The following is a 23,105-nucleotide window of genomic DNA, read 5'->3' on the forward strand; positions in this document are numbered from 1 at the left end:
TCCCTCGCGCCATCAGAGATGTGTATAAGAGACAGGTGCTAGAGGAGATGCAACCGTTCGCCGCGGGGGGTGATTGACGATGGTGAACCCCGACGAACACACGGTGGCTGCACTGCGAGAGGAACTGACCGACGTCGACGATCTCGAAACGCTGAGCGCCGCCCTCGAAGACGAACGTGAGAACCAGGATCGAAAGACGGCGCGCGAGGCCATCGAGGCGCGGATGGATGAACTCCGCGAGGCAGGCGAGGTCGACGAACCCGAGACCGAGGGCGAGTACGAAGAGCCCGACGATGCCGACGAATCGGCGGCAGCCGAGGAATCCGACGACGAGTCCGACGCGGACGACGAATCGGCCGATGAAGGGGAATCGTCTGACGAAGCGGAAAAGGACGAATCGGCTGACGAAGCGGAAACTGACGACGCAGCTGAGGGCGAGGACGAAGACGACGGCCTCACCCATCCGACCCGGGACAAAAAACACATCCGAGCGCTTCAGGGTGGCCACTACGAGGATATGTGGGTTTTCTGTGAGACCCAGCAGGGTGAGTTGCTCGACGTCTCGAAGGAGATGCTCGGCAAAGCCCGGGAGTTAATGGACGAGTACGCCGCGGACTACGGCGACGAGGAGCGTGTCGTCGCGTACCTGATGGGCGACGACTGTCGAGCCCACGCCGAGGAGGCGATCCAGTACGGCGCGGACGTCGCCGTCTTCCACGACGATGACCGCCTCGAACGCTTCCTCAACACGCCGTACACGCAGATTACGTCGCACATGGCTCGCGGGGAGGGTTCGTTCGACGACGACAGCTGGTACGACTACGACAAACCGCGCTACGCGCTCTTCCCGGCGACGAACAACGGTCGCGACCTCTCGGCGACGGTCCAAGCCGAACTCGACTCCGGGCTGGCATCTGACTGTTCCGACCTCTTCATCGAGGAAGAGAAGATCTCGAATCCCGTCAAGACGGGCGAACCTGGCGAGAAGAAAGTGTTCGAGAAGGTACTCCACATGAAGCGCCCGGACTTCTCCGGGTTCGAGTACTCGACGATCCTCTGTCTCGACAATCCCGATCGGGACTTTCACCCGCAGGGGGCGTCGGTCATTCCGGGAACGTTCGACGTTCCGGAGCCCGACTCCGACCGCGAAGGGCTGGTCGTCGAACACGACATGGGCCTGGACGACGAGTGGTTCGCCGTCACGGTCGAGGAGTCCGACGAACTCGACGAGGGTGTCGACCTCACCGGCCACGACGTGGTCGTCTGTCTGGGTCGCGGGATCGGCGACGCACCGACCGAGGGCATCGAACTCGGCCTCGATCTCGCCGACGCGTTCGAGGACGCGGCGTTCGGCATCACGCGCGGTATCGTGACGTCGTCCTACCAGTTCGACGGGCACGTCGAGCAGTACACGGGTGAGGATCGCCAGATCGGCGAGACCGGTCAGGAGGTCGCCCCCGACCTCTACGTTGCGGCCGGCGTCTCGGGCGCCGTCCAGCACAAGGTCGGGATGGACGAGTCGGAGACGATCGTCGCGATCAACACCGACCCGGATGCGCGGATCCGGGACTTTTCGGACTACTTCGTCGAGGGCGACCTCTTCGAGGTCCTTCCGCACCTGATCGAGGCGGTCGAGAGTGGCGAGTTGAACGTCGAGGCCGTCGCGGACGGAGGTGAGGACTGATGACAGACACTGGCGAGTACGAACACTACGAGGCGATCGTCGTCGGCTGTGGGCCGGGCGGGGCCGCAGCCGCGGCGCGACTGGCGGATCACGGGGTAGAGACACTGGTGCTGGAACGCGGCGTGGAGTCGGGATCGAAGAACGTCTCCGGCGGACTGGTCTACGCGGAGCAGTCCGCGCCGTACACGATGGACGACCTCTTCGACGGCTTTCGCGAGCACGCGGCCGAACGCCCCGTGACCGACTACGAGATCCACAACGTCGCCGGAAACAAGGTGAAGTCGATCTCGCTCGAGGACCTCCACGAACACGACACCGACTGGTGTGACGCCGTCCTCCGACGCAAGATGGACTCGTGGCTCGAAGACCGCGTCCACGAGAAGACGAGCGAGACGGGTGGCGGCGTCTTGACGGGCGTTCGCGCCAACGGGTTGCTACGCGAGAACGGCGAGATCGTCGGCGTCACCTTCGACGAACTCGATCCGATCACCGCAGACGTGATCGTCGCGGCGGACGGCGTCAACTCCGAACTGGCGCGTGACGCGGGCCTGATGGACTGGGACGAACCCGACGAGTGGTTCCAGGGCGTCAAAGCCGTCGTCGAGATGGATCCCGACGCGATCGCCGACCGCTTCGACGTCGGCGAGAACGAGGGTGCGGCCCACCTCTTCTCGGGCGACCTCTTTGAGGGCGTTCGCGGCGGCGGCTTCCTCTACACCAACGAGGAGTCCCTGTCCATCGGGACCGTGTTCCACTTAGACAGCCTGGTGGCCCAGGAGGCCAATCCACACGAGTTACTCGACGCCTTGCTCACTCACCCGCTGCTCGCACAGTGGCTCGGCGACGAGTACCACGAACGCGAATACAGCGCGAAACTCGTGCCCGACTCGAAGAAGGTGGCCCACCNCCCGCTGCTCGCACAGTGGCTCGGCGACGAGTACCACGAACGCGAATACAGCGCGAAACTCGTGCCCGACTCGAAGAAGGTGGCCCACCCCTCACCCTACCGCGGACGGCTCCTCCTGGTCGGCGACGCCGCCGGGCAGATGCAAGCCCAGGGCCCGATCATCAAGGGGATGAACCACGCCGTCTCCGCGGGTGCGCTCGCAGCCGATGCGTTCGCGAGCACCCGCACCGAGTCGGCGCCGGACGCGGCTGGGCGCAGCTACGTCGACATGCTGGAAAAATCCGGCACGATGGACAAGCTTCGTCCCCGGCGCTATCGCCTCGCGAGCAAACTCGGCGAACACGATCTCGTCGAGCGCGTGACGAACGGCCTTCTCAAATCGAAAGTTGGTCGCGTCGCCGCGACGAATCGGCTCTCGGCGAAGCTACTCGAGAAGGCGTACAACTCCCCGTTCCTCGTCGGTATGCTCCCCGATACCAGCACCGGGTACGTGACCCTGCCGACGGTCCTCGGCGAGGAACTCGGCCGGACGGTCCACTGGGACTCCCCGGTCGAACCCCCGGCGCTCGCCGAGCGAATCGGCGACCTCACGTACGACACGGACGTCGGTAACCCGCACATCCGGTTGCTGGACGAATCCTACGAGGCAAGCGGCGCGGCGGTCGCGGCCTGTCCGGTCAGCGCCGAGGACTTCGGTGGCGGCTGTTATCGTTCCGAGGACGTCGGGGCGAACGGCTCGACAGAACGCCTCGTCAGTCTCGACACGCAACCCTGTGTCGAGTGTGGAACCTGCGCCGTCGTCGCCGACACCGAGTGGGAACACCCGAGCGGCAACAAGGGAGTCGAGTTCAAACAGGGCTAGGTCGCCGTGTCGACTCCGTGCAATCACGGATGCAGACGACCCGCTGGGACACTGGATACGAACCGATGGGACACTGGATCCGAATCGATGGGACACTGGAGACGAACCCATGAAACATCGTGGCGCACGCATTTTGGCGCTGGCCCGGCAGGCCGAGCGGGATCGCCGGCGCTGTGAGCGCGACGACTGGTCGGCATCTGATCCGGAACAACGATACCTCCGTGAGGGTGCCGGACAGGCCATCTGGCTCTACGTGGAGGGTCGAACGGGTGGGCGGTTCGTCCAGTTTTCCGCGGCCGAGTACGATGCACTGGAGACGGCGATGAACGATTGGCTCGCCTGTTACGCGCGGGCCACGGGTGTCGACCTCGACGCCTCCTTTACCCTGCGGACGGCGGCCGAGTTACTATTGGAAACGCGAAATATTCACGATGTGGCCGCGTTGCTCATCAAGAATGACGATTGGAGCTCGGCGCGTGCCTAACGCTGGCGCTCGTCACATTCTGCGTCGCGAAGAAAATCTGCTACCGGGAAAACGCTCGCCGTGTTACAGGCGGGTGACGTTGGTCGCCCGGGGGCCCTTGGGGGCCTGTTCGATGTCGAATTCGATCTCTGTGCCTTCTTCGAGGTCCGGACCGCCAACGTCTTCCATGTGGAAGAAAACGTCATCGTCCGCGTCGTCAGTCTCGATGAAACCGTAGCCGCCTGTGTCGTTGAAGAAATCAACGTTGCCTTCTGCCATTGCTTCTAAACACAACGCCGGATCACGGATAAGACTTGCGTGGGTACTGTTGTCGCGTGAACACACGCCGCGACTGTGGTGATCATCGGTGTGTCCCGGTACCGCTCTCGGTACCATCGAGCGCGACGGATTCGAGCGCCCGGTCGGCGTAGAACGCGACCGAGAAGTCCTGTGGGCTCGGGAGCGCACAGGCGAACCAGCCGAGCGCGAACGACAGCTGGACGGGGGAGGCTGCCGTCGGCGTGTGGCCGAGCGCAGCCAGGGTGAACAGCGGGACAGCGAGGAGCAGCGGGGCGAGAGCACCAAGTTGGAGCGCCCAGGTGGGCGTGGCGGGCCGGGGAGCGGGCAACACCACTGCCCAGGGCGTCCGCGTGAGCCACCTGATCGGGTGGCCATCGCGGTGAGGGAGGATCTTCACACGGTACGGAACGCCGCTCAGGTGGAGGGCGACGGCGTGGGTTCCTTCGTGGGCGAGGAGGCCGAAACTCACGCCGAGAGCGAGCGACGCGCCGAGCAGGGTGAATTCCGGAACCATGCGCGCGAGCCACAGCGGTGAGCCCACGACAGCGGGTTGGTGGGCCCACCAGAGCGGGTGTCCACGAACTGTGTCTCGCAGCAGAGGCTGGGAAGGCGACTGCAAAACGCCTCAGGGTGTCCAGATCGCGCAGTTAAGTATGGGCCGCTGTCCGACGATCGGTTGGTCGGGCGGCGAGCACTCACCCGTCGGGGTCGAGCTCGACCGTGGTGAGCGAGCGATCGAGGTGGCAGACATCGTGGGGTGGGTCGCCGTGGACCGTCGCGATGCGAGCCGACTCTCCGTGCTCGATGCCGTCGGGTTCGCACAATTCGTGACTCGGGCACTCGACGTAGGGGCACGGTCCGGCGAGGCTAGCCGTACTTCCGGCGAAGGAGCCGTCTTCGGGGACGTTCGCTCTGACTGTCGTCGGCTCGACCTCGACAGCGCGGACCCCGCGATCGTGGATCGCACACTCGAGCAACTGGCCGTTCTCTCTGACGTCGGTTACCCGATACCGCCGTCCGGACTCCAGCGTGAGACATTGACTCCGATACGGACAGCCGGCACAGGCATCGGCTTCGCCTTCGTAGACGAACTCCGTGCCAGGCTCGGCCAGTAGATCGCCGAGCAGTGTGATCGTCGACATGAATCCTCGTAGTCGCCGCGGCGGGTTAAGCCCGACGGGGCGACCGCCTCGTCGATCGCCGTTCCCGGCTATCGGGTCGACGATCGGCCGGTCAACTCGTCGAGTCGATCGAGGTAGCGGTCCCGGGGGACCTGATAGGCGGCCCGGTAGTCGATTTCGCCGGCGGCGAAGCGCCTCAGCAAGTCGATGGCGGTCGACTCGGCGTCCGCCTGCGAATCGACTCGCTCGACGTCCCCGACGTACACCTCGGGTTCGAGATAGAGGGTGACGAACCAGTCGTCGTCGACGGTCCGGTCGGTGGGGTTCTGCCCGGGCCGGCGCGTCCGGGCGCCGTGGGTCAGATAACACACGGGAAGACAGGGGGCAGGGTACTCGCTGCCGTCGAAGACGTCCGGTCGGTAAGCGTAGACCGTTCGTCCGTCCGACTCGTCGTCCCAGACGACCCATCCGGGCGGCAGTTCGGTGGACGGCGTCATACCGCCACGTACACCGTGCACTCGTATAGCCCCGGCGGTTGCTGTGGGCTGTTGGCTGTTCCTTTGGTCTGTCCGTTGGGTGCGGTCCCCCCGCAGGGGCAGCAGCTATGGCGCGCGCCAAGCGCCTGGTCGGAGACGTGGCAAGTGCAAGCACGCCGCTTTAGCCATCGCTTCGTGTTGTCCGGGTACGCTGCCCCTGCGAACTTGATTCCCCGGCGCGAGGGGACGAATCGAGTGCTCATATAAACGCCTTGGGGGCAAGCTTATGTGTGTGGATTACAACCATATTAAATACCACCGATATCTGTCCAACGATCGGTGCCTGCGGTATCCGGGTGCGCACGTCCCGGGTGCCACGAGGAACAGTATGGTGTGTCAGCCCCTCCGTCAGCGCTGGTCCGTCCGTCCCCAGTGTCGCCGATCACGCGATCACAGCGTTCGGTGGACCCACCTGCCAGCGGGATCGGCCTCGAACCGAACGTGGTGGTCCCGCGGTGAACGGATGGACACCGTTTCGGGCGGCCGATACGCGATTCCAGTGATACCATGACCAGTGACACCGACACGCTCGAACGACTCAGTACCGCCTACCAGCAATCGATGCCCGCCGATCTGCGCGAGGCGAAATCGTTCGGCTGGTACCTAGACGAAGTCACCGCCGATCCGAAGATCGCTCGCAACGCCCACCAGCGCGTCGCGGACATGTTCGATCACTACGGCACGACCTACGACGACGAACGCGGCGTCGTCGAGTACCACCTGGCGTCGTTGGACCCACTCAACGACGGCGAGAACACGTTCTACGGTCGTGTCGTCCACCAGGCGATTCACGAGTTCGTCAACAAGGTCAAGTCGGGCTCGCGCCGGCTGGGGCCCGAACGCCGTATCAAACTCCTGCTGGGTCCCGTCGGCTCCGGGAAGTCACACTTCGACCGCCAGCTCCGCCGATACTTCGAAGACTACACGCTGACCGAGGACGGTCGAATGTACACGTTCCGGTGGACGAACCTCTGTGACGTCATTCGGGATCAGGACCCGTCGGACGACGTCGTCCGATCGCCGATGAACCAGGACCCGCTCGTCCTCTTGCCGATCGAACAGCGACGAGACGTCATCGACGCGATGAACGACGGTCTCGACGCGCCGTACACGATCCAGAACGAGCAGGCGCTGGATCCGGAGAGCGAGTTTTACATGGACCGGCTCCTGGCGCACTACGAGGACGACCTCCAGGCCGTACTGGAGAATCACGTCGAGATCGTCCGGTTCGTCGCCGACGAGAACAAACGCCAGGGGCTCGAGACGTTCGAACCGAAGGACAAGAAGAATCAGGACGAGACGGAGCTGACGGGGGACGTCAACTACTCGAAGATCGCCGTCTACGGAGAGTCCGACCCGCGCGCGTTCGACTACTCGGGCGCGTTCTGTAACGCGAATCGGGGCATCTTCTCCGGCGAGGAACTGCTCAAACTCCAGCGGGAATTCCTCTACGACTTCCTGCACGCGACCCAGGAGCAGACCATCAAGCCGAAGAACAATCCACGGATCGACATCGACCAGGTGATCGTCGGCCGGACGAACATGCCCGAGTACAAGGACAAGAAGGGCGACGAGAAGATGGAAGCGTTCAACGACCGCACGAAGCGGATCGATTTCCCGTACGTCCTGTCTTACGAGGACGAGGCGCGCATCTACGAGAAGATGCTCGAAAACGCCGACGTTCCGGACATCCACGTCGAGCCCCACACGCTGGAGATGGCCGGCCTCTTCGGCGTCCTCACCCGCGTCGAGGAGCCGGACTCGGACCGTGTCGACCTCCTCTCGAAGGCGAAAGCCTACAACGGCGAGATCGACGAGGCGACGGACGTCGACGTGAAGAAACTCCGCGAGGAGGCCGATCAGACCGCCGAAATCGGCGAGGGGATGGTCGGGATCTCTCCGCGGTTCATCGGCGACGAGATCGCGGAGGCGATCATGGATTCGAAGCATCGCGACCGCGAGTATCTCTCGCCGCTGACCGTGTTCTCCTTCTTCGAAGAGAACCTGGAGCACCACGGCTCGATCCCGGAGGCGGAGTTCGAGCGGTACTACCGCTATCTGGAGCGCGTCCGCGAGGAGTACCGCGAGCGCGCCATCGAGGACGTCCGCAACGCGCTGGCGTACGACGTCGAGGAGATCCAGCGCCAGGGCGAGAAGTACATGGACCACGTGATGGCCCACATCGACGACGCGACGATCGAGGACGAGCTCACCGGCCGCGAGCAAGAACCCGACGAGACCTTCCTGCGGGCCGTCGAGGAGGAACTCGACATCCCCTCCGACCGCAAGGACGACTTCCGACAGGAGGTCTCGAACTGGGTGTCACGGCGCGCACGCGAGGGCGAGGCGTTCGACCCGACGGACAACGAACGGCTTCGTCGTGCCTTAGAACGCAAACTCTGGGAGGACAAGAAGCACAACATCAACTTCTCCGCGCTGGTCAGCGCCGGTGAGATCGACGACGAGGAGCGGTCGGCGTGGATCGACGCGTTGGTCGAACAGGGCTACTCGAAGAACGGGGCGAAGGAGGTGCTCGAGTTCGCGGGCGCCGAAGTCGCCCGCTCGGAGATCGAAGAGCAATGACGCACGGAACCGACTACGTCTCCGACGCCGACAGCACACTGGCGGAGACGTACGAGGAGCCCCAGCGCCTGGACGCATTCGTCGATCGCCTCTTCGAGCGGCCGACGCTCGCCGCCCACGCCTCGAAGTACCTCCTCGACGCTATCGAGGCTGCGGGGACGCGAACCGTGCTCGAAGAGGGCGAGTATCGGACGCGCTATCGCTTCTTCGACGATCCGCACAACGACGGTGAGCACGCCGTGCTCGGCAACACGGAGATGCTGAACGCGTTCGTCGACGACCTGCGATCGATAGCCGCGGGTCGAGGCAAGGGCGAGAAACTCATCTGGTTCGAGGGACCGACGGCGACCGGGAAGTCGGAACTCAAGCGCTGTCTGATCAACGGCCTCCGTGAGTACTCGAAGACGCCAGCGGGCCGGCGCTACACCGTCGAGTGGAACGTCCGGTCGGCGACGGCGGAGGATCGCAGCCTGAGTTACGGCGTCGATCCGACAGCGGCCGACGACGAACACTGGTTCGCGAGCCCAGTACAGACACACCCCCTCTCGGTCTTCCCCGAGGACGTCCGCGACGACCTCCTCGCGACGCTCAACGAGTCGTCCGACGAATCCGTCCCGATCCGGCTGGAGACGGATCTCGATCCGTTCTCCCGGGAGGCCTTCGAGTACTTAGAAGAGCGCTACCGGAACCAGGGTGTCGATTCGCTGTTCTCGGCGATCACGGACGACCGGCACCTGCGCGTGCGCAACTACGTCGTCGACGTCGGCCAGGGGATCGGTGTCCTCCACGCGGAGGACGACGGAACGCCCAAAGAACGGCTGGTCGGCTCCTGGATGCACGGTATGCTTCAGGAACTCGACTCGCGCGGGCGGAAGAACCCGCAGGCCTTCTCCTACGATGGCGTGCTCTCGCAGGGAAACGGCGTCCTGACGATCGTCGAAGACGCCGCCCAGCACGCCGACCTCTTACGGAAACTGCTCAACGTCCCCGACGAGGGGACGGTCAAGCTGGACAAGGGGATCGGGATGGACGTCGATACGCAACTGGTTATCATCTCCAATCCCGATCTGGAGGCCCAGCTCGATCAGCACGCCGACAAGAACGGGATGGATCCGCTGAAGGCGCTGAAGCGCCGGCTGAACAAGCGGCGCTTCCAGTACCTGACGAACCGCTCCATGGAAGCCGAACTTATCAGGCGCGAGCTGACCGACGAGACGACCGTCTGGACGGCGACCGATCCCGACCAGCGAGACGAGAAGGTTCGCCAGCCACTTTCCGTGTCGGTTACCACCGAGGCCGGTCACACGCGAGCGCGAGAACTGGCCCCACATGCCGTCGAGGCGGCCGCGCTCTACGCCGTCGTCACCCGGCTCGTCACGGAGGATCTGCCGGCGGACCTCGACCTGGTCGAGAAGGCGGTGCTCTTCGATCAGGGGTATCTGCAACAGGGAGACGTTCGCCGCGACCTCGACGACTTCGGGTTCGAGGATGACGCGCCGGACGGTACGCACGGGATTCCAGTGACGTACACGCGCGACGTGATCGCCGACCTCCTGCAGGAGGGGAGCGATCGTCACCACCCCGAGCTCCCCGTCGAAGACGTCGTCATGCCGCGAGACGTGCTAGACGCGATGGCCGACGGGCTCTTCGAGGCGCCGATCTTCTCCACGGGGGAGCAGTCGGAGTTCGAGTCTCGCGTCACGCCGGTTCGCGAGCATGTCTTCGGCCGACAGGAGTCGGACGTGATCGAGGCGATCATGGCCGACCGCCGCGTGGACGAGGAGACAGTCGCGGAATACGTCGAGCACGTCTACGCCTGGGAGACCGGCGAGCAACTCACCGACGATCGGAACGATCCGGTCGATCCCGACCCGCTGAAGATGAAACTGTTCGAGGTCGAGGAGCTCGGTCGGTTCCACGAACTCGACTACGACGGAAATCGGCCAACCGAGGACGTCCGCGAGTTCCGCCAGGAGAATGTCATCACCGCGCTGAACCGGTACGCCTGGGAGCACCGCGACGAGGCGTTCTCCGCGGCGGATGCGGACCTGACCGCGATCCCGGTTCTGACGGACGTCCTCGAAGCACACGACTGGGAGGACGTCCGTCGTCACTACGAGGATCTGGATCCGCACGCGTGGGACGACCCGCCGAGCAATACGGAGACCGAGCGCGTCAAGTCGACGACGATCGATCGGTTGGTCGACGACTTCGGCTACTCCGTCGCCTCGGCCGAACTGACGAGTCGACACGTCATGAGCCAGGTGAGTTACCAGTGGGAGTGAGCGTCGAGAGCCGAGTGCGACACCGACGCATCCCGTACGATGAGGGAGGCCGGTCGATACTCGTCGTCACACCCGGTGAGGTGACTCGCGAATGGGGCTGAGAGACGACCTGGAGCGATTCCGGGCGGTCGGCGAAGACCGCCGGGAGGACCTCGCTGACTTCATTCAGTACGGCGACCTGGGCCACAGCGGCGCGGACGAGATCAACGTCCCGATCAAGATCGTCTCCCTGCCCGAGTTCGCGTACGACCGTCGTGACAGAGGCGGTGTCGGCCAGGGTGACGGCGACACGCCCGACGTGGGGCAACCGGTCGGCCAGCCACAGCCCCAGCCTGGCGACGGTGACGAGGAGGGTGACCCCGGCGAGGAGGGCGGCGAACACGAGTATTACGAGATGGATCCGGAGGAGTTCGCCCAGGAACTCGACGAGGAACTCGGCCTCGACCTCGACCCGAAAGGCAAGACGGTCGTCGAGGAACACGAGGGCCCCTTCACTGACCTCACTCGTTCCGGCCCGAACAGTACGCTCGACGTCGAACGCATGTTCCGTGAAGGGTTGAAACGGAAGGTCGCGATGGCGTTCGACGAGAATTTCGTTCGCGAAGTCTGCAAGGTCGAGGGGATCACGCCGCGCGAGGTCTTCGAGTGGGCCCGGGGCGAGCGGTTGCCCGTGTCGATGTCGTGGATCGAGCGCGCCCACGAGTCGGTCGCCGACGAGCGCGGGACGTGGGCCTCGATCGAGGAGGTCGAGGCGGGCGTCGATCGCCAGCCGGTCCAGCAACGGATCCGGCGCGACGGCATCGATCACGTGCCGCTCCGCCGCGACGACGAGCGGTATCGCCATCCGGAGATCGTCGAGGAACGTGAGCGAAACGTCGTCGTGGTGAACATCCGCGACGTCTCCGGGTCGATGCGAGAGACCAAGCGCGAACTCGTCGAGCGCGTGTTCACCCCGCTCGACTGGTATCTCACGGGCAAGTACGACACGGCGGAGTTCGTCTACATCGCCCACGACGCCGAGGCCTGGGCGGTCGAGCGCGAGGACTTCTTCGGCATCCGCTCGGGCGGCGGGACGAAGATCTCGAGCGCGTACGAGCTCGCCGCCGAACTGCTCGAGGCCTATCCCTGGAGCGACTGGAACCGCTACGTCTTCGCCGCTGGCGACTCGGAAAACTCCTCCAACGACACGTCGGAGCGGGTCATCCCGCTGATGGAGGAGATCCCGGCGAACCTTCACGCCTACGTCGAGACGCAGCCGAGCGGCAACGCGATCAACGCGACCCACGCCGAAGAACTCGAGAAACACTTCGGACCGGACGACGAGGACGTCGCCGTCACGTACGTCAATTCGCCCGACGACGTCGCCGGTGCGATCTACGACATCCTCAGTACGGAGAGTGAGCCAGATGAGTAACAGTACACAGCCGCCTGGCGGTGAGTCCGATGCGTGAGCCCGAGCACCGTCGCAAACGCGCGATCGCGACCGACCTCGAAGAGCCGGTTACGGCGGCCCGTAATCTCGCGGCAAAACTCGGGCTGGAACCGTATCCGGTCCGCTACTGGATCGTCGACCACGACGAGATGAACGAACTCATCGCCTACGGGGGCTTCCAGCGTCGCTATCCGCACTGGCGTTGGGGGATGCAGTACGATCGCCAGCAAAAGCAGGACCGCTACACCGGTGCGCGGGCGTTCGAAATCGTCAACAACGACAATCCGTCGCACGCGTTCTTGCAGGAGTCGAACTCGTTGGCCGACCAGAAGGCGGTCATCACCCACGTCGAGGCCCACGCCGACTTCTTCGCGAACAACGATTGGTTCGGCCTGTTCACCGATCGGCGCTCCGACTCGGACGACGTCGACGCCGCGGCGATGCTCGAGCGCCACTCGCGGGCCATCGAGGCGTACATGGCCGATCCGGAGATCGACCGAAGCGACGTCGAGCGCTGGATCGATCACGTACTCTCGCTGGAGGACACGATCGACCAGCACCGACCCTACCGCGGGCGCCTCGAACGGGACGTGGAGCCGCCGGATCTTGACGACGATCTGCAGGAGACGCTCGAAAATCTGGACCTCTCTTCGGAGGTAACCTCGGAGGTTTTCGACGACGAGTGGCTGGAAGCTCGGGCGGCAGACGATGGGGACGGTGACCCGTCGACGCCCGAGACGGACGTCCTCGGCTTCCTGCGCGAGTACGGCAAAGCCTACGATCCCGAGGAGGAACGCGCCGTCGAACTGACCGACTGGCAACGAGACATCCTCGAGATCCTCCGCGAAGAGGCCTACTACTTCGCGCCCCAGCAGATGACGAAGGTGATGAACGAGGGATGGGCCGCCCTCTGGGAGTCGCGTATGATGGCCGACGAGGCCTTCGCCGGCGACGACGAGGTGGTCGAGTACGCCGATCACATGGCGAGCGTTCTGGCCTCTCCCGGGTTGAATCCCTACAGCCTGGGCCTCGCGCTCTGGCAGTACATCGAGAACGTGACCAATCGGCGGGAGGTCGTCGAACACCTGCTCCGCGTCGACGGCATCACGTGGCGGACGCTCACTGAAGATATCGACTTCGACGCCGTCCTCGACCGGCTCGAACCGCCCGCAGCGATCGATTCGATCGATTCTGCGTCGCTCTCGGCGCTCGAAACGGTCCCTGACGCGTGGGTCGATGCGGACGCACTCGAGGCAGCCCGAGCGGGTCGGATCGACGTCGACCGGTATCCGTGGCGTGTCCTCTCCTACGAGGGACTGGCCCGCAGGCACTACTCGCTCGTGAAACCCGCCAATCGGGGCGTCTTCGAACGAATCGGTCGCGACCGCCTCGAGGAGCTCGGTCGGTACATCTTCGATTCGGATCGCTACGACTCCGTCGACGAGGCGGTCGCGGCCGTCGACTTCACGGCCGGCTGGGATCGCCTGTTCGACGTCCGCGAGAGTCACAACGACGTGACGTTCCTGGACGAGTTTCTAACCGCGGAGTTCGTCCGCGAGAACGACTACTTCACCTACGAGTACTCCCAGGCGACCGGCCAGTTCCACGTCGCCAGCACGGATCCCGAGGACGTCAAACGCAAACTCCTCTTGCAGTTCACCAACTTCGGCAAGCCCACGATTACCGTCGCGGACGGCAACTACGACAACGCCGGCGAGTTGCTGCTGGAACACGAGTACAACGGCATCGAGCTCGACTTCGAACAGGCCAAAGCCGTTCTCGAACGCGTGTTCGAACTCTGGGGGCGACCGGTGAACCTGCTGACGATCAGGAAGGAACTCGACGACCACGACGTCGAGGTGGCAAAACGCCGGAACCGGGAACCGACGCCCGACGAGCGCGGCGTCCGTCTTCGTCACGACGGCACCGAGACGACGGTCGAACGCGTCGACTGGACCGCCGTCGAACACCTGGCCGCTGACGACGTCGATTACGACACGAAACCCGACGAGTGGCTCGCCTGAGCGATTTCCACGGCCACCGAACGGCGTCTCCATCGTGGACGCGACGGCACGTATTCGACCCGATCGCTGTCGTTCCGACCCCTGGTAGCGTCACGATTCGCTTTCGTTGTCCGTTCGTTCGACGGGATTGTCCTGAAACTCGCTCAGTGCGTCACCGGTCGCGAACCTAATCTCGTCTACATCGTCTGCGCCGAGCGTGACGGCGAGCATCTCTTCGTCCGGATCGCTGATCTCGATCGACGTACTCGCTGTCGCGTCGTCCCCGACGGTCTGGGCTTCGTCGAGTTGCACGCGCACCTCGTACGTTCCCGGCCCGTCCCACACGTCCTCGAACACCTGGGTCTCCTCACTGGCCGCTGTCGACGTGTTCTCCGCGTCTGCCTGCGAATCGTTTCCGTCGTCTTCCGATGGCGGGGCGTCGAACGAGGCGTCGAGTACGTCCGTTCCGTCGGAACCGGTCACGACGATCGATCCTGTGACCCGTTCGGTCCTCCCGTTGAAGATGTTCACGTCCCCAAGCACTTTGTCGCCGATCCAGTCGACGAATGCCGTACAGCCGGCCAGCCCTGCGAGCGTCCCACTGCCGACGATTCCGAGCAGTTCTCGTCGCCGAACTCTTGCTCCGCATTCGTCCATGGTATTAGAATATGCCCGTGGAGAAATGAATTTTTCCGTCACCGGTCGCATTCGCCACCCGAGCATTGAACCAGTCCGGGAGTGTCAGGGGCCACCATGCCACGAACGGCAACCTTTGCGTTCGACGAGACGGTGACGATCGTCACTGGAGCGACCGGCTCACTCGGCACGGCCGTCGCCGACCGGTTCGTGCGTGCGGGGTCGACGGTCTGTGGGGTCGACGTGGCCGAGCCCGACCCAGCCGATTCGGCTACGGACGACGCTCCGTTCGCGGCGGCGGAGCGCGCCCACTTCTCCCAGGCCGATCTCACCGACGAATCCGACGTCGAGCGAGTTATTGCGGAGATCAGTGACGAGTACGGTCGTATCGATCACGTGTTGAATATCGCCGGGACGTGGCGCGGCGGCCAGCCGATCGAGGCGACGAGCGTCGACGAGTTCGATCTCCTCATGGACGTCAATCTGAAAACGGCCTTCCTGACGAGTAAACATGCCTTACCCGCATTACAGGAGGCCGAAGGTGCTATCGTCAACGTGAGTTCGCGTTCGTCGCTCGAAGGGGGTGCGGGCGACGGCCCGTACCGCATCTCGAAGGCAGGTATTCGGCTTCTCACCGAGACCCTCGCCGCGGAGAATCGAGGGACCGTTCGTGCCAACTGCGTCATGCCGAGCGTGATCGACACGCCGATGAACCGTGAGATGATGCCCGACGCCGATCACAACTCGTGGGTCGATCCCGGAGAGATTGCGGACATCGTCGCGTTCCTCTGTAGTGACGCGGCGTCGGTGACGAGCGGTGCGGCGGTGCCGGTGTACGGCGAAGCGTGAACCTCTCTATCAGTCTCGTTGACGGCCACGAGCACGCGTTCAGGACGTTCCAGGGTACCCGCCAAACAGTCACCGGTCACGGAACGTCAGAACCGCCAGCAGGCTGCGGGTAATCCGTTCGGTATGTTGGCTAGTAGCGTGAAGTATATTACCTATGAGCAGAGAGTCGCTGACAGGCATGGGTGAGAATATCAGTGGAGGTCGGATTTCGGACAGCGCATCCGCTGTGCGAAACCGCCTTTCACCGACGTCAGGTGCTGACATTGTGGGGCTTTTCGTCGCCCTTCTCATGGTATTGCTGGTGCTCGATATCGTTCGCCGGTTGGTAACCGGTGGCATCGCATACACAAAGCTTCTGGAGTACCTGTGGTGGGGGCTCCGGGATGCTATGTACATCGCACTCGCCGCAGTCGGTCTGTCGATGACCTACAGCATCCTTCAATTCGCGAACTTTTCGCACGGTGATCTGATCACGACCGGTGCGTTCGGGGGCTGGGCCGCCGCCTATCTTGTCGGAGGGTGGGGGCTGGCCAGCGTCGGCGAACTCGTGTTGGTTCGTGCAACGTCGGGCGGTGTCTCACCGGGGCAGGTGGGACTACAGGTATTCGCGTCTCCGCTCGCGATCCTCATCGGGATGGTGGTCGCCGGGGCGGTGACAGTCCTCGTTGCCCTCGCGATCGATCGGCTCGTGTACAAACGAATGCGGGATCAGGGCGGTATTTCGATGCTCATCGCGAGCGTCGGTGTCGCACTCGCCCTTCGGTACTTCCTCGCCGTCATCTTCACGAACAGAAAGCGTGGCGTGACCGCGACCGCACCCGATGTTGGACCGTTTACGGCACACGAGTTGACGCTCGTCATCATCGCGTTCGCCCTCATCGTCGGTTTGCACCTGCTGCTACAGCGCACGAAACTTGGAAAGTCCATGCGGGCGATGGCGGACAACAAGGATCTCGCGCTGATTACGGGCATTCCGACCGAACGCGTCATCACGGCAACCTGGATTATCGGTGCGGCGTTCGCCGGAATCTCCGGCTACCTCATCGTCCTCGATCGGGGATCGGTCTCCATCAACCTCGGCTGGTTCCTGCTGTTGTTGATATTCGCCGCAGTCATCCTCGGCGGCATCGGTTCCATCTACGGAGCCCTCGTGGGATCGCTCATCATCGGGATGACCGTGAACGTGTCGTTGATCTGGTTGCCGTCTGACCTTGCGAAAGTTTCCGCATTCATTCTCATGATTCTGATACTGGTATTCAAACCAAACGGCCTGCTCGGGGGGGTGGAGACGACATGAGTACCGAAACTGTCGCCGACTCGGACGGCGAAGACAACGCGCCGGCACCGATGGTTCGACCGAGCTGGTTCGCCGATATCGGTCGAATCGCCGCGGTCGTCGCCGTGACCTACGTGTTCTTCATGGGCCTCGGACTTCTCGCCGGGTTGAACGTCAACTTCATCATGAGTTTCCTCCAGCGCATCACGTTCTACGGGGCCGTCTTCGCGATGGGCGCACTCGCCCTGAACCTGCACTGGGGCTACACCGGAATGTTCAACATCGGCGTGGTCGGCTTCATGGGCGTCGGCGTGTACGCGATGTCGTTCGTTACCGCCTCACCAGACGCGTCGCCGGCCGGTCTCGGCCTCCCCATTCCGGTCGGGATCCTCGTTGGCTTCCTGGCAGCGTGTCTCGCGGGGTTGGTGATCGCACTCCCTGCGCTTCGCGTTCGTGCGGATTACTTCGCGATCATTACCCTCGGGTTCTCCGAAATCATCCGGTTACTCGCGGTCTCGGGGTCGTTACGGACGTTACCAGGTGGCTACGGGACGGGCGGCGGGAGTGGTATCAGTGCCCCTCGAACCGACAGTGTCGTCTCGTGGCTGCAGTCGAAACCGGTCACCGGAGAGCTCACGGATGGCATTATCTGGGCGGGGGTCAACCTCGGCGGGGTTCCGGACTCCGTCATGGAGAACTACGTCTATACGGGCATCCTGATCGGGATCGTGATTCTGATCTTTTTGCTCCTGACGCGGATCGCCTACTCGCCGTTCGGACGGGTACTGAAAGCGATTCGCGAGGACGAACTGGCCGCGAGATCCCTCGGGAAGCGGACGGACCGGGCGAAGGTCGTGGTGTTCGTCCTCGGCTGCGGGCTGATGGGTCTCGCTGGCATGCTATGGCTCGGTAAACGGACACTCGTCACCCCGAACCACATCAGACCGATCTGGACGTTCTACATCTTCGTCGCACTGATCGTCGGTGGGGCTGGATCGAACACGGGCAGCGTTATCGGGGGCTTCGTCTTTGCAGCCTTCGTGTACGATGGTCCGGACTTCCTGAAGCGAGTCATCGAGTCCTTCTACGAAGTGCAATCACCGCCGACGATCGCCGATGCGTTCGTTTCGTCGAATCCGCTGGCAGTGATCGACTACCTCGTCAATTCGATGGACGAAATAAAGTACATTATCCTCGGTCTGGTCCTGATTGTCCTGATGATCAAGCGACCGCAGGGACTGCTCGGCCACCGCAAGGAGATAGCCGCGGCAGTCGACCTCAGTCGACCCAGTACCCCCTCTGACGGAGCGAATTCCACGGATGAATCTGCGACGACTGGTTCAGCGGGAGGTGAGTCGGATGAGTAGCGCCGACTCCCCCGACCTGGAATCGCAGCGTGACGATGCGGAATCGGTGGACGAGGACGCATCGGCCCGGTCGGTCGACGATGCGGTTCTGGAAGTGTCGAACCTCCACAAGCGCTTCGGCGGAATCGTCGCGGTCGACGATACGAGTTTCTCCGTCGAACGGGGGTCGATCACCGGATTGATCGGTCCGAACGGGGCCGGTAAATCGACCACGTTCAACTGCATCACTGGGGTCTACGAACCGGAAGACGGATCGGTGACGTTCGATGGAACGGATATCACCGGCTGGGAACCCCATCAGGTTGCGAATCAGGGACTCGTTCGCACGTTCCAGATCGCACGCGAATTCCCGGAGATGACCGTCCTCGAGAACATGATGCTCGCCCCGAAGGACCAACTGGGTGAACACCTCTGGCGGTCGGTTCTTCCCGGTGCGCGCGGTGGTGTCGTCGAGCAGGAACGAGAACTCAGAGACCAAGCCTGGGAGACGCTCGAGTTCTTCGAGATCGATCACCTCGCCGAAGAGTACGCGATGAACCTCTCTGGCGGCCAGCGGAAACTCCTCGACCTGGCACGCGCACTCCAGACGGATCCGGAGATGCTCATGCTCGACGAACCGATGGCCGGCGTCAACCCGACGCTCGAAGAGAAGATCCTGGATCGGATCCACGCCCTTCGCGAGGACGGTTACACCTTCCTCATCGTCGAACACGATATGGACCTGATTATGGAACACTGCGAACACGTGATCGTGATGCATCAAGGGGGTGTCCTCGACGAGGGGACGCCAGAAGTGATTCAGTCGAACGAACAGGTTATCGAGGCGTACCTCGGAGGTGAGGTCTAATGACGCTACTCGATGTGGCCAACCTCGACTCCGGCTACGGCGACCTGCAGATCATCAACGGCGTCGACATGCAAGTTGGGGACGGGGAGTACGTCACCATCGTCGGCCCGAACGGCGCAGGAAAGTCGACCGTCATGAAGTCGGTCTTCGGCCTCACCACCTACATGGGTGGCTCGATCGAATTCAAGGGTACCGAGATCAGCGGCTATCGCCCGGAAGAGATCATTTCGACCGGTATCGGGTACGTCCCACAGAGCGACAACGTCTTCCCCTCGATGTCGGTGATGGAGAACCTGGAGATGGGCGCGTACATCTTGGACGAGGTTCCACAGGAACGGATCGATCGGATCTTCGACCGGTTCCCGATCCTGGAGGAACGCCGCCAGCAAAACGCCGGTGACCTGAGCGGTGGTCAGCAGCAGATGCTCGCGATGGGTCGGGCTCTCATGCTCGATCCCGATCTCCTCTTGCTCGACGAACCGAGCGCGGGCCTCGCGCCCGATCTCGTCCAGGACATGTTCGACCGAATCGATCGCATCAACGACGATGGAACGGGCGTTCTACTGGTCGAACAGAACGCGAAAGAGGCGTTGCGTCGGTGTAATCGCGGCTACGTCCTCGTACAGGGGCAAAACCGCTACGAAGACACCGGAGACGCGTTACTCGCGGACGAACAGGTCCGAAAGGACTTCCTCGGCGGATAACGCGCCGCGCCCGGTTTTCTGGGAGCAAGCAGACACCGAGACGACGTAATGGAACGGCGCACCCGTAATTCCGGCGTGTGTCGTCACGGATGGTGTGTCCTTACGTGTGGGACCATGATTTCGTGCCCGTCTACCTGAGGCGGACACGCTCGCCGAGCGGCCGGGCGGTGTGTTCGCGATACATGAGTGTGGTATACAGACCCAATAGTCGCTGGGCCGAACTGTCTGGACGCAACGTTGTCGGTCACCCGTCGCGACCGTGGTTCCGTGGCGCTACTCGTGGAGTGATGCTCTCGGTCTCGTCCGATCGATCGAACGTAAGCGTTTGTGTCGACAGTCGATCACGACACCGCGAAAAGTAGTCGGGTTGCAGCCGGCGTCAGGCTTCGTAGGTGACGCTGCGGTCGACGGAGTAGCCGTCCATCGTGTAGCTACCGATCTGGTACGTCACGGCGGAGGGGTTCCCGTTATCGAGGAAGTCGACGGGACCGGATGCGCCCTGATAGTTGATGGCGTCGCCGTTCTGTGCCATCTCCACCGCCTCGTCGAGATTACCCGGACCGACCTCTTCGCCGTCCGGGTTGGCGACCTCGCGGACGTTATCGGCGATCGTGGGGCCGTCTACCTCGCCACCGTACAGCGTGGCGAGGATGAGGACGGCGCTCGCGTCGTACGCTTGCGCGTTGAAGACCCCAGGTGCTGAGCCGTACTCGGATTCGTAGAGGCTGGTGAAGTCGTCGATACCCTCGCCGTCCGCTCCGGGTGCCGTCCCGATGACGTTCTCCATCGGATTGTCCGCGTTCGTGGGAAGATTGTCGTCGATGAGCCCGTCGGGAACGAGAATCGGCATGTCGTTGTCGAAATTCTGGTAAAATTCACGGAAGATGACTTGCCCGGCCTCGGGGTAGCCGACGATCATCAACAGGTCGGGATCGGTTCCGGCCGAGTTCTCCAGTTGCGACGTGAACGACGTATTGCTCGAGGAGAAGGAAACTTCGGCGAGCACTTCGGCGCCTCGGTCCTCACAGCCGGCGACGAATTCGTCGTTGAGGCCCTGCCCGTAGTCGTTGTTCAGGTAGAGCGTGGCGATCGAACTGGCGCCCTGGTCGTTGACGGCGATTTCCGCCATCGCGTCGCCCTGCCAGGCGTCGCTGGGGCAGGTCCGAAGCAGGTAGTCCCCGTTCATCCCCGTAATGTCGGGACTGGTACTCGCAGGCGAGATTCCGACTACTTCGTTCGGAATGAGGATGTCGTTAGCGATGTTGATCGTGACGGCTGAAGACGCCGCCCCGGTGATCGCCGGATAGCCCGAGTCGACGAGTGTCTGGGCCTGACTCACGCCGACCTCCGGTCTCGTCTCGGTGTCACGGCGACCGACGTCGATGGTGAGATCGGTGTCGGATTCGAGCTGTAGTGCGGGCAATTCGGCGCCGTCCGCGATCGGGGTCCCGAGGGAGCCTAGCTGGCCGGACTCCGGTTGCAAAATCCCGAGGCGCGGTTCGATATCGCCGCTCCCTGATCCATCGTCTCCACTGAGCGCGTTGAGACAGCCTGCGATCGAGAGTGTTCCTGCGGCACCGATTCCCCCGAGCACCCGCCGCCGATTCAGCTTTCGTGCCATAGGTTACCGTATAGCGGTCCATTATATAGTACTTATGTATTTGTTTCCTAACACAATATATCAAGTAAGGTGGCCTTCGGTGTGACATTTTTAGCTATAGGAGCCGGATACCCCGCATCCATACTCGTTAGATCTGTACCCGATCGGCGACACAGCTGGGGGTCGGTCGCGGGGTGAACGATTGGCGAGAATCTCGTTGTAGGCACCCAGTACCATCGGATGGTCGCGTCGCGTGTCCGTCGAATGTCCCGCAGTTCGACCGACCGGAGTTCGTGGACTAGGCGGGCGGGATTTATCCTCGCGGCCGTGGGAAGCGCCGTCGGATTGGGGAACGTCTGGCGGTTCCCGTTTCAGGCCGGCCAGGAGGGTGGAGCCGTCTTCGTCCTCCTGTACCTCTGGTTCGTGTTATTGATCGGCGTCCCTGCGATGCTGGTCGAGTTCACGGTCGGGCGGCTCACCGGGCGGAGCCCGGTCGGTGCACTGGCCGAGTTCGGCGGCGGTGCGTGGCGGTACCTCGGTGGGTTGTTCATCCTGATCGGGTTTCTCATCCTGTCGTACTATAGCGTGGTCGCCGGCTGGGTGCTTCGGTACGTCGTCGGCAGCGTAACCGGTGGGTACGCCGGCCGATCGGAGTCGTACTTCCTCGACATCGCGACCGGGTTCGACGCGCTGGTCTTTCACGCGATATTCATGGCACTGACGGTCGCGATCGTCGCACTCGGGGTCAGGCGGGGGATCGAACTGGCCGTCACGGTGATGGTCCCGGCAGTCGCGTTCGTCGTTCTTGCCCTCGTCGTCTACGCGTGGACGCTCCCTGATGCCGGCGCCGCCTACGAGTACTACCTCTCGCCGGATTTCTCCCTCCTGGCTTCGGACTGGCGGTCGATCGTCCCGGCGGCGGCCGGGCAGGCCTTTTTCAGCCTCTCGGTCGGGATGGGGGTCATGATCACGTTCGCCTCCTACCTGGACGAGGAGCGGAATCTGCTCGTCGACACCGGAATCATCGTGGCGATCGATACGGCCGTCGCCTTTCTGACCGGGCTGTTCGTCTTTCCGATCCTGTTCACAGCCGGTGTCGGGCCCGCGGATCCGGGTCCCGGCGCCATCTTCGTCGCGCTCGCTGGTGCCTTCGCCGACATTCCGGCGGGCTCGGTCGTCGGGGTCGTCTTCTTCGGGATGTTCGCCATCGCGGCGCTCTCGTCGGCGATCAGTATCATGGAGGTCGTCGTCTCGTTCGCCATCGACGAGTTCGGCGCCGTGCGGCGACGGACGGCGGCCGTGACCGGGGTGGCCATGTTTCTCCTCGGCACGCCGGTCGCACTCCTGTCCTCCCAGCGCCAGCCGATTCTCGTAACGCTGTACGACGCCCTCGCTGCCCAGATTCTCCTCGTCTCCGGCGGGATCGTCCTGATGATCCTGGTCGCCTGGATCGGGGCCGACCGAGCGATGGCGGAACTCCGTCGTGGCATGCACTCACCCGGGGTACTCCCGCAGGTGTGGATCTGGCTCGTCAGAATTCCCGTCATCGTCGTGTTGCTCGTCACCCTCGCCCTCGCGGTCGGCGACTACTGGTCCTTCCTCTCGGGAGACTTCGCCGACTTCCTCGGCCTGTGACCGATCAGCGTCGGC

The 23,105-nt window shown here is 63.4% G+C and carries 19 protein-coding genes; 13 read left to right on the forward strand and 6 right to left on the reverse strand.

Annotation, left to right across the window (positions count from 1 at the left end; genetic code table 11):
• Positions 1 to 79 precede the first annotated feature (79 nt).
• From C479_RS14985 to C479_RS14995, 3 genes are all read left to right on the forward strand, one after another.
• The gene (locus tag C479_RS14985; protein ID WP_007704466.1) at positions 80 to 1,684 is read left to right on the forward strand and encodes an electron transfer flavoprotein subunit alpha/FixB family protein; all 1,605 of its coding nucleotides are present in this window, start codon (positions 80 to 82) and stop codon (positions 1,682 to 1,684) included.
• Positions 1,684 to 3,453, forward strand: coding sequence for an FAD-dependent monooxygenase (locus C479_RS14990; protein ID WP_007704468.1), 1,770 nt, complete (start codon positions 1,684 to 1,686; stop codon positions 3,451 to 3,453). The genes C479_RS14985 and C479_RS14990 overlap by 1 nt, the downstream gene beginning before the upstream one ends.
• Before the next feature lie 109 nt (positions 3,454 to 3,562).
• Positions 3,563 to 3,937: a hypothetical protein gene (locus tag C479_RS14995; protein ID WP_007704470.1), complete on the forward strand. Its 375-nt coding sequence runs from the start codon at positions 3,563 to 3,565 to the stop codon at positions 3,935 to 3,937.
• A gap of 63 nt (positions 3,938 to 4,000) precedes the next feature.
• Here C479_RS14995 and C479_RS15000 read toward each other — a convergent pair whose 3' ends face one another.
• The 4 genes from C479_RS15000 to C479_RS15015 all read right to left on the reverse strand — a co-directional run bounded on the left by C479_RS15000 (position 4,001) and on the right by C479_RS15015 (position 5,834).
• Positions 4,001 to 4,195 carry a cold-shock protein gene (locus C479_RS15000; RefSeq protein WP_007704472.1) on the reverse strand — a complete coding sequence of 65 codons (195 nt, stop codon included), beginning with the start codon at positions 4,193 to 4,195 and terminating at the stop codon, positions 4,001 to 4,003.
• Between the two features lie 82 nt (positions 4,196 to 4,277).
• Positions 4,278 to 4,730 carry a hypothetical protein gene (locus tag C479_RS15005; protein ID WP_007704474.1) on the reverse strand — a complete coding sequence of 151 codons (453 nt, stop codon included), beginning with the start codon at positions 4,728 to 4,730 and terminating at the stop codon, positions 4,278 to 4,280.
• Positions 4,731 to 4,911: 181 nt separating this feature from the next.
• Entirely contained in the window at positions 4,912 to 5,358 is a 447-nt protein-coding gene (locus tag C479_RS15010) for a UPF0179 family protein (protein WP_007704476.1), read from the reverse strand.
• Positions 5,359 to 5,426: 68 nt separating this feature from the next.
• Complete coding sequence (locus C479_RS15015; RefSeq protein WP_007704478.1) at positions 5,427 to 5,834, reverse strand: DUF5820 family protein; 408 nt, start codon at positions 5,832 to 5,834, stop codon at positions 5,427 to 5,429.
• A gap of 546 nt (positions 5,835 to 6,380) precedes the next feature.
• Here C479_RS15015 and C479_RS15020 point away from each other — a divergent pair.
• The 4 genes from C479_RS15020 to C479_RS15035 all read left to right on the forward strand — a co-directional run bounded on the left by C479_RS15020 (position 6,381) and on the right by C479_RS15035 (position 14,197).
• Positions 6,381 to 8,456, forward strand: a complete 2,076-nt coding sequence (locus tag C479_RS15020) for a PrkA family serine protein kinase (RefSeq protein WP_007704480.1) — start codon at positions 6,381 to 6,383, stop codon at positions 8,454 to 8,456.
• Complete coding sequence (locus tag C479_RS15025) at positions 8,453 to 10,741, forward strand: PrkA family serine protein kinase (RefSeq protein WP_007704481.1); 2,289 nt, start codon at positions 8,453 to 8,455, stop codon at positions 10,739 to 10,741. Before C479_RS15020 ends, C479_RS15025 begins: the two co-directional genes overlap by 4 nt.
• A 91-nt stretch (positions 10,742 to 10,832) precedes the next feature.
• Entirely contained in the window at positions 10,833 to 12,155 is a 1,323-nt protein-coding gene (locus tag C479_RS15030; RefSeq protein ID WP_007704483.1) for a YeaH/YhbH family protein, read from the forward strand.
• Positions 12,156 to 12,184: 29 nt separating this feature from the next.
• Entirely contained in the window at positions 12,185 to 14,197 is a 2,013-nt protein-coding gene (locus C479_RS15035) for a SpoVR family protein (RefSeq protein WP_007704484.1), read from the forward strand.
• A gap of 90 nt (positions 14,198 to 14,287) precedes the next feature.
• Here C479_RS15035 and C479_RS15040 read toward each other — a convergent pair whose 3' ends face one another.
• Positions 14,288 to 14,833 carry a hypothetical protein gene (locus C479_RS15040; RefSeq protein WP_007704486.1) on the reverse strand — a complete coding sequence of 182 codons (546 nt, stop codon included), beginning with the start codon at positions 14,831 to 14,833 and terminating at the stop codon, positions 14,288 to 14,290.
• A gap of 96 nt (positions 14,834 to 14,929) precedes the next feature.
• On the opposite strand from C479_RS15040, the gene C479_RS15045 reads away from it, so the two are divergent.
• The 5 genes from C479_RS15045 to C479_RS15065 all read left to right on the forward strand — a co-directional run bounded on the left by C479_RS15045 (position 14,930) and on the right by C479_RS15065 (position 19,855).
• Positions 14,930 to 15,661 (forward strand): SDR family oxidoreductase, encoded by a 732-nt coding sequence (locus C479_RS15045; protein WP_007704488.1) that lies wholly within the window; start codon positions 14,930 to 14,932, stop codon positions 15,659 to 15,661.
• Positions 15,662 to 15,839: 178 nt separating this feature from the next.
• Positions 15,840 to 16,958, forward strand: a complete 1,119-nt coding sequence (locus tag C479_RS15050) for a branched-chain amino acid ABC transporter permease (protein WP_193788379.1) — start codon at positions 15,840 to 15,842, stop codon at positions 16,956 to 16,958.
• Positions 16,955 to 18,304 (forward strand): branched-chain amino acid ABC transporter permease, encoded by a 1,350-nt coding sequence (locus C479_RS15055; protein WP_007704491.1) that lies wholly within the window; start codon positions 16,955 to 16,957, stop codon positions 18,302 to 18,304. The genes C479_RS15050 and C479_RS15055 overlap by 4 nt, the downstream gene beginning before the upstream one ends.
• Positions 18,297 to 19,151: an ABC transporter ATP-binding protein gene (locus tag C479_RS15060; protein WP_083893872.1), complete on the forward strand. Its 855-nt coding sequence runs from the start codon at positions 18,297 to 18,299 to the stop codon at positions 19,149 to 19,151. The genes C479_RS15055 and C479_RS15060 overlap by 8 nt, the downstream gene beginning before the upstream one ends.
• Positions 19,151 to 19,855 carry an ABC transporter ATP-binding protein gene (locus C479_RS15065; RefSeq protein ID WP_007704496.1) on the forward strand — a complete coding sequence of 235 codons (705 nt, stop codon included), beginning with the start codon at positions 19,151 to 19,153 and terminating at the stop codon, positions 19,853 to 19,855. The genes C479_RS15060 and C479_RS15065 overlap by 1 nt, the downstream gene beginning before the upstream one ends.
• A gap of 379 nt (positions 19,856 to 20,234) precedes the next feature.
• Here the strand turns inward: C479_RS15065 and C479_RS15070 are convergent, their stop codons facing one another.
• Positions 20,235 to 21,476 carry an ABC transporter substrate-binding protein gene (locus C479_RS15070; protein WP_007704498.1) on the reverse strand — a complete coding sequence of 414 codons (1,242 nt, stop codon included), beginning with the start codon at positions 21,474 to 21,476 and terminating at the stop codon, positions 20,235 to 20,237.
• 243 nt (positions 21,477 to 21,719) lie between these two features.
• On the opposite strand from C479_RS15070, the gene C479_RS15075 reads away from it, so the two are divergent.
• Complete coding sequence (locus C479_RS15075) at positions 21,720 to 23,090, forward strand: sodium-dependent transporter (protein ID WP_049907445.1); 1,371 nt, start codon at positions 21,720 to 21,722, stop codon at positions 23,088 to 23,090.
• The last annotated feature ends 15 nt before the right edge of the window (positions 23,091 to 23,105 follow it).

It is taken from the genome of Halovivax asiaticus JCM 14624 (genome assembly GCF_000337515.1).
Classification (GTDB): Archaea; Halobacteriota; Halobacteria; order Halobacteriales; family Natrialbaceae; genus Halovivax; species Halovivax asiaticus.

Bases quoted from the DNA above. Each gene is read 5' to 3' on its own strand.
- C479_RS14985 (WP_007704466.1), top strand. From the start codon at position 80: ATGGTGAACCCCGACGAACACACGGTGGCTGCACTGCGAGAGGAACTG.
- C479_RS14995 (WP_007704470.1), top strand. From the start codon at position 3,563: ATGAAACATCGTGGCGCACGCATTTTGGCGCTGGCCCGGCAGGCCGAG.
- C479_RS15000 (WP_007704472.1), bottom strand. From the start codon at position 4,195: ATGGCAGAAGGCAACGTTGATTTCTTCAACGACACAGGCGGCTACGGT.
- C479_RS15005 (WP_007704474.1), bottom strand. From the start codon at position 4,730: ATGGTTCCGGAATTCACCCTGCTCGGCGCGTCGCTCGCTCTCGGCGTG.
- C479_RS15010 (WP_007704476.1), bottom strand. From the start codon at position 5,358: ATGTCGACGATCACACTGCTCGGCGATCTACTGGCCGAGCCTGGCACG.
- C479_RS15015 (WP_007704478.1), bottom strand. From the start codon at position 5,834: ATGACGCCGTCCACCGAACTGCCGCCCGGATGGGTCGTCTGGGACGAC.
- C479_RS15020 (WP_007704480.1), top strand. From the start codon at position 6,381: ATGACCAGTGACACCGACACGCTCGAACGACTCAGTACCGCCTACCAG.
- C479_RS15025 (WP_007704481.1), top strand. From the start codon at position 8,453: ATGACGCACGGAACCGACTACGTCTCCGACGCCGACAGCACACTGGCG.
- C479_RS15030 (WP_007704483.1), top strand. From the start codon at position 10,833: ATGGGGCTGAGAGACGACCTGGAGCGATTCCGGGCGGTCGGCGAAGAC.
- C479_RS15035 (WP_007704484.1), top strand. From the start codon at position 12,185: ATGCGTGAGCCCGAGCACCGTCGCAAACGCGCGATCGCGACCGACCTC.
- C479_RS15040 (WP_007704486.1), bottom strand. From the start codon at position 14,833: ATGGACGAATGCGGAGCAAGAGTTCGGCGACGAGAACTGCTCGGAATC.
- C479_RS15045 (WP_007704488.1), top strand. From the start codon at position 14,930: ATGCCACGAACGGCAACCTTTGCGTTCGACGAGACGGTGACGATCGTC.
- C479_RS15050 (WP_193788379.1), top strand. From the start codon at position 15,840: ATGGGTGAGAATATCAGTGGAGGTCGGATTTCGGACAGCGCATCCGCT.
- C479_RS15055 (WP_007704491.1), top strand. From the start codon at position 16,955: ATGAGTACCGAAACTGTCGCCGACTCGGACGGCGAAGACAACGCGCCG.
- C479_RS15060 (WP_083893872.1), top strand. From the start codon at position 18,297: ATGAGTAGCGCCGACTCCCCCGACCTGGAATCGCAGCGTGACGATGCG.
- C479_RS15065 (WP_007704496.1), top strand. From the start codon at position 19,151: ATGACGCTACTCGATGTGGCCAACCTCGACTCCGGCTACGGCGACCTG.
- C479_RS15070 (WP_007704498.1), bottom strand. From the start codon at position 21,476: ATGGCACGAAAGCTGAATCGGCGGCGGGTGCTCGGGGGAATCGGTGCC.
- C479_RS15075 (WP_049907445.1), top strand. From the start codon at position 21,720: ATGTCCCGCAGTTCGACCGACCGGAGTTCGTGGACTAGGCGGGCGGGA.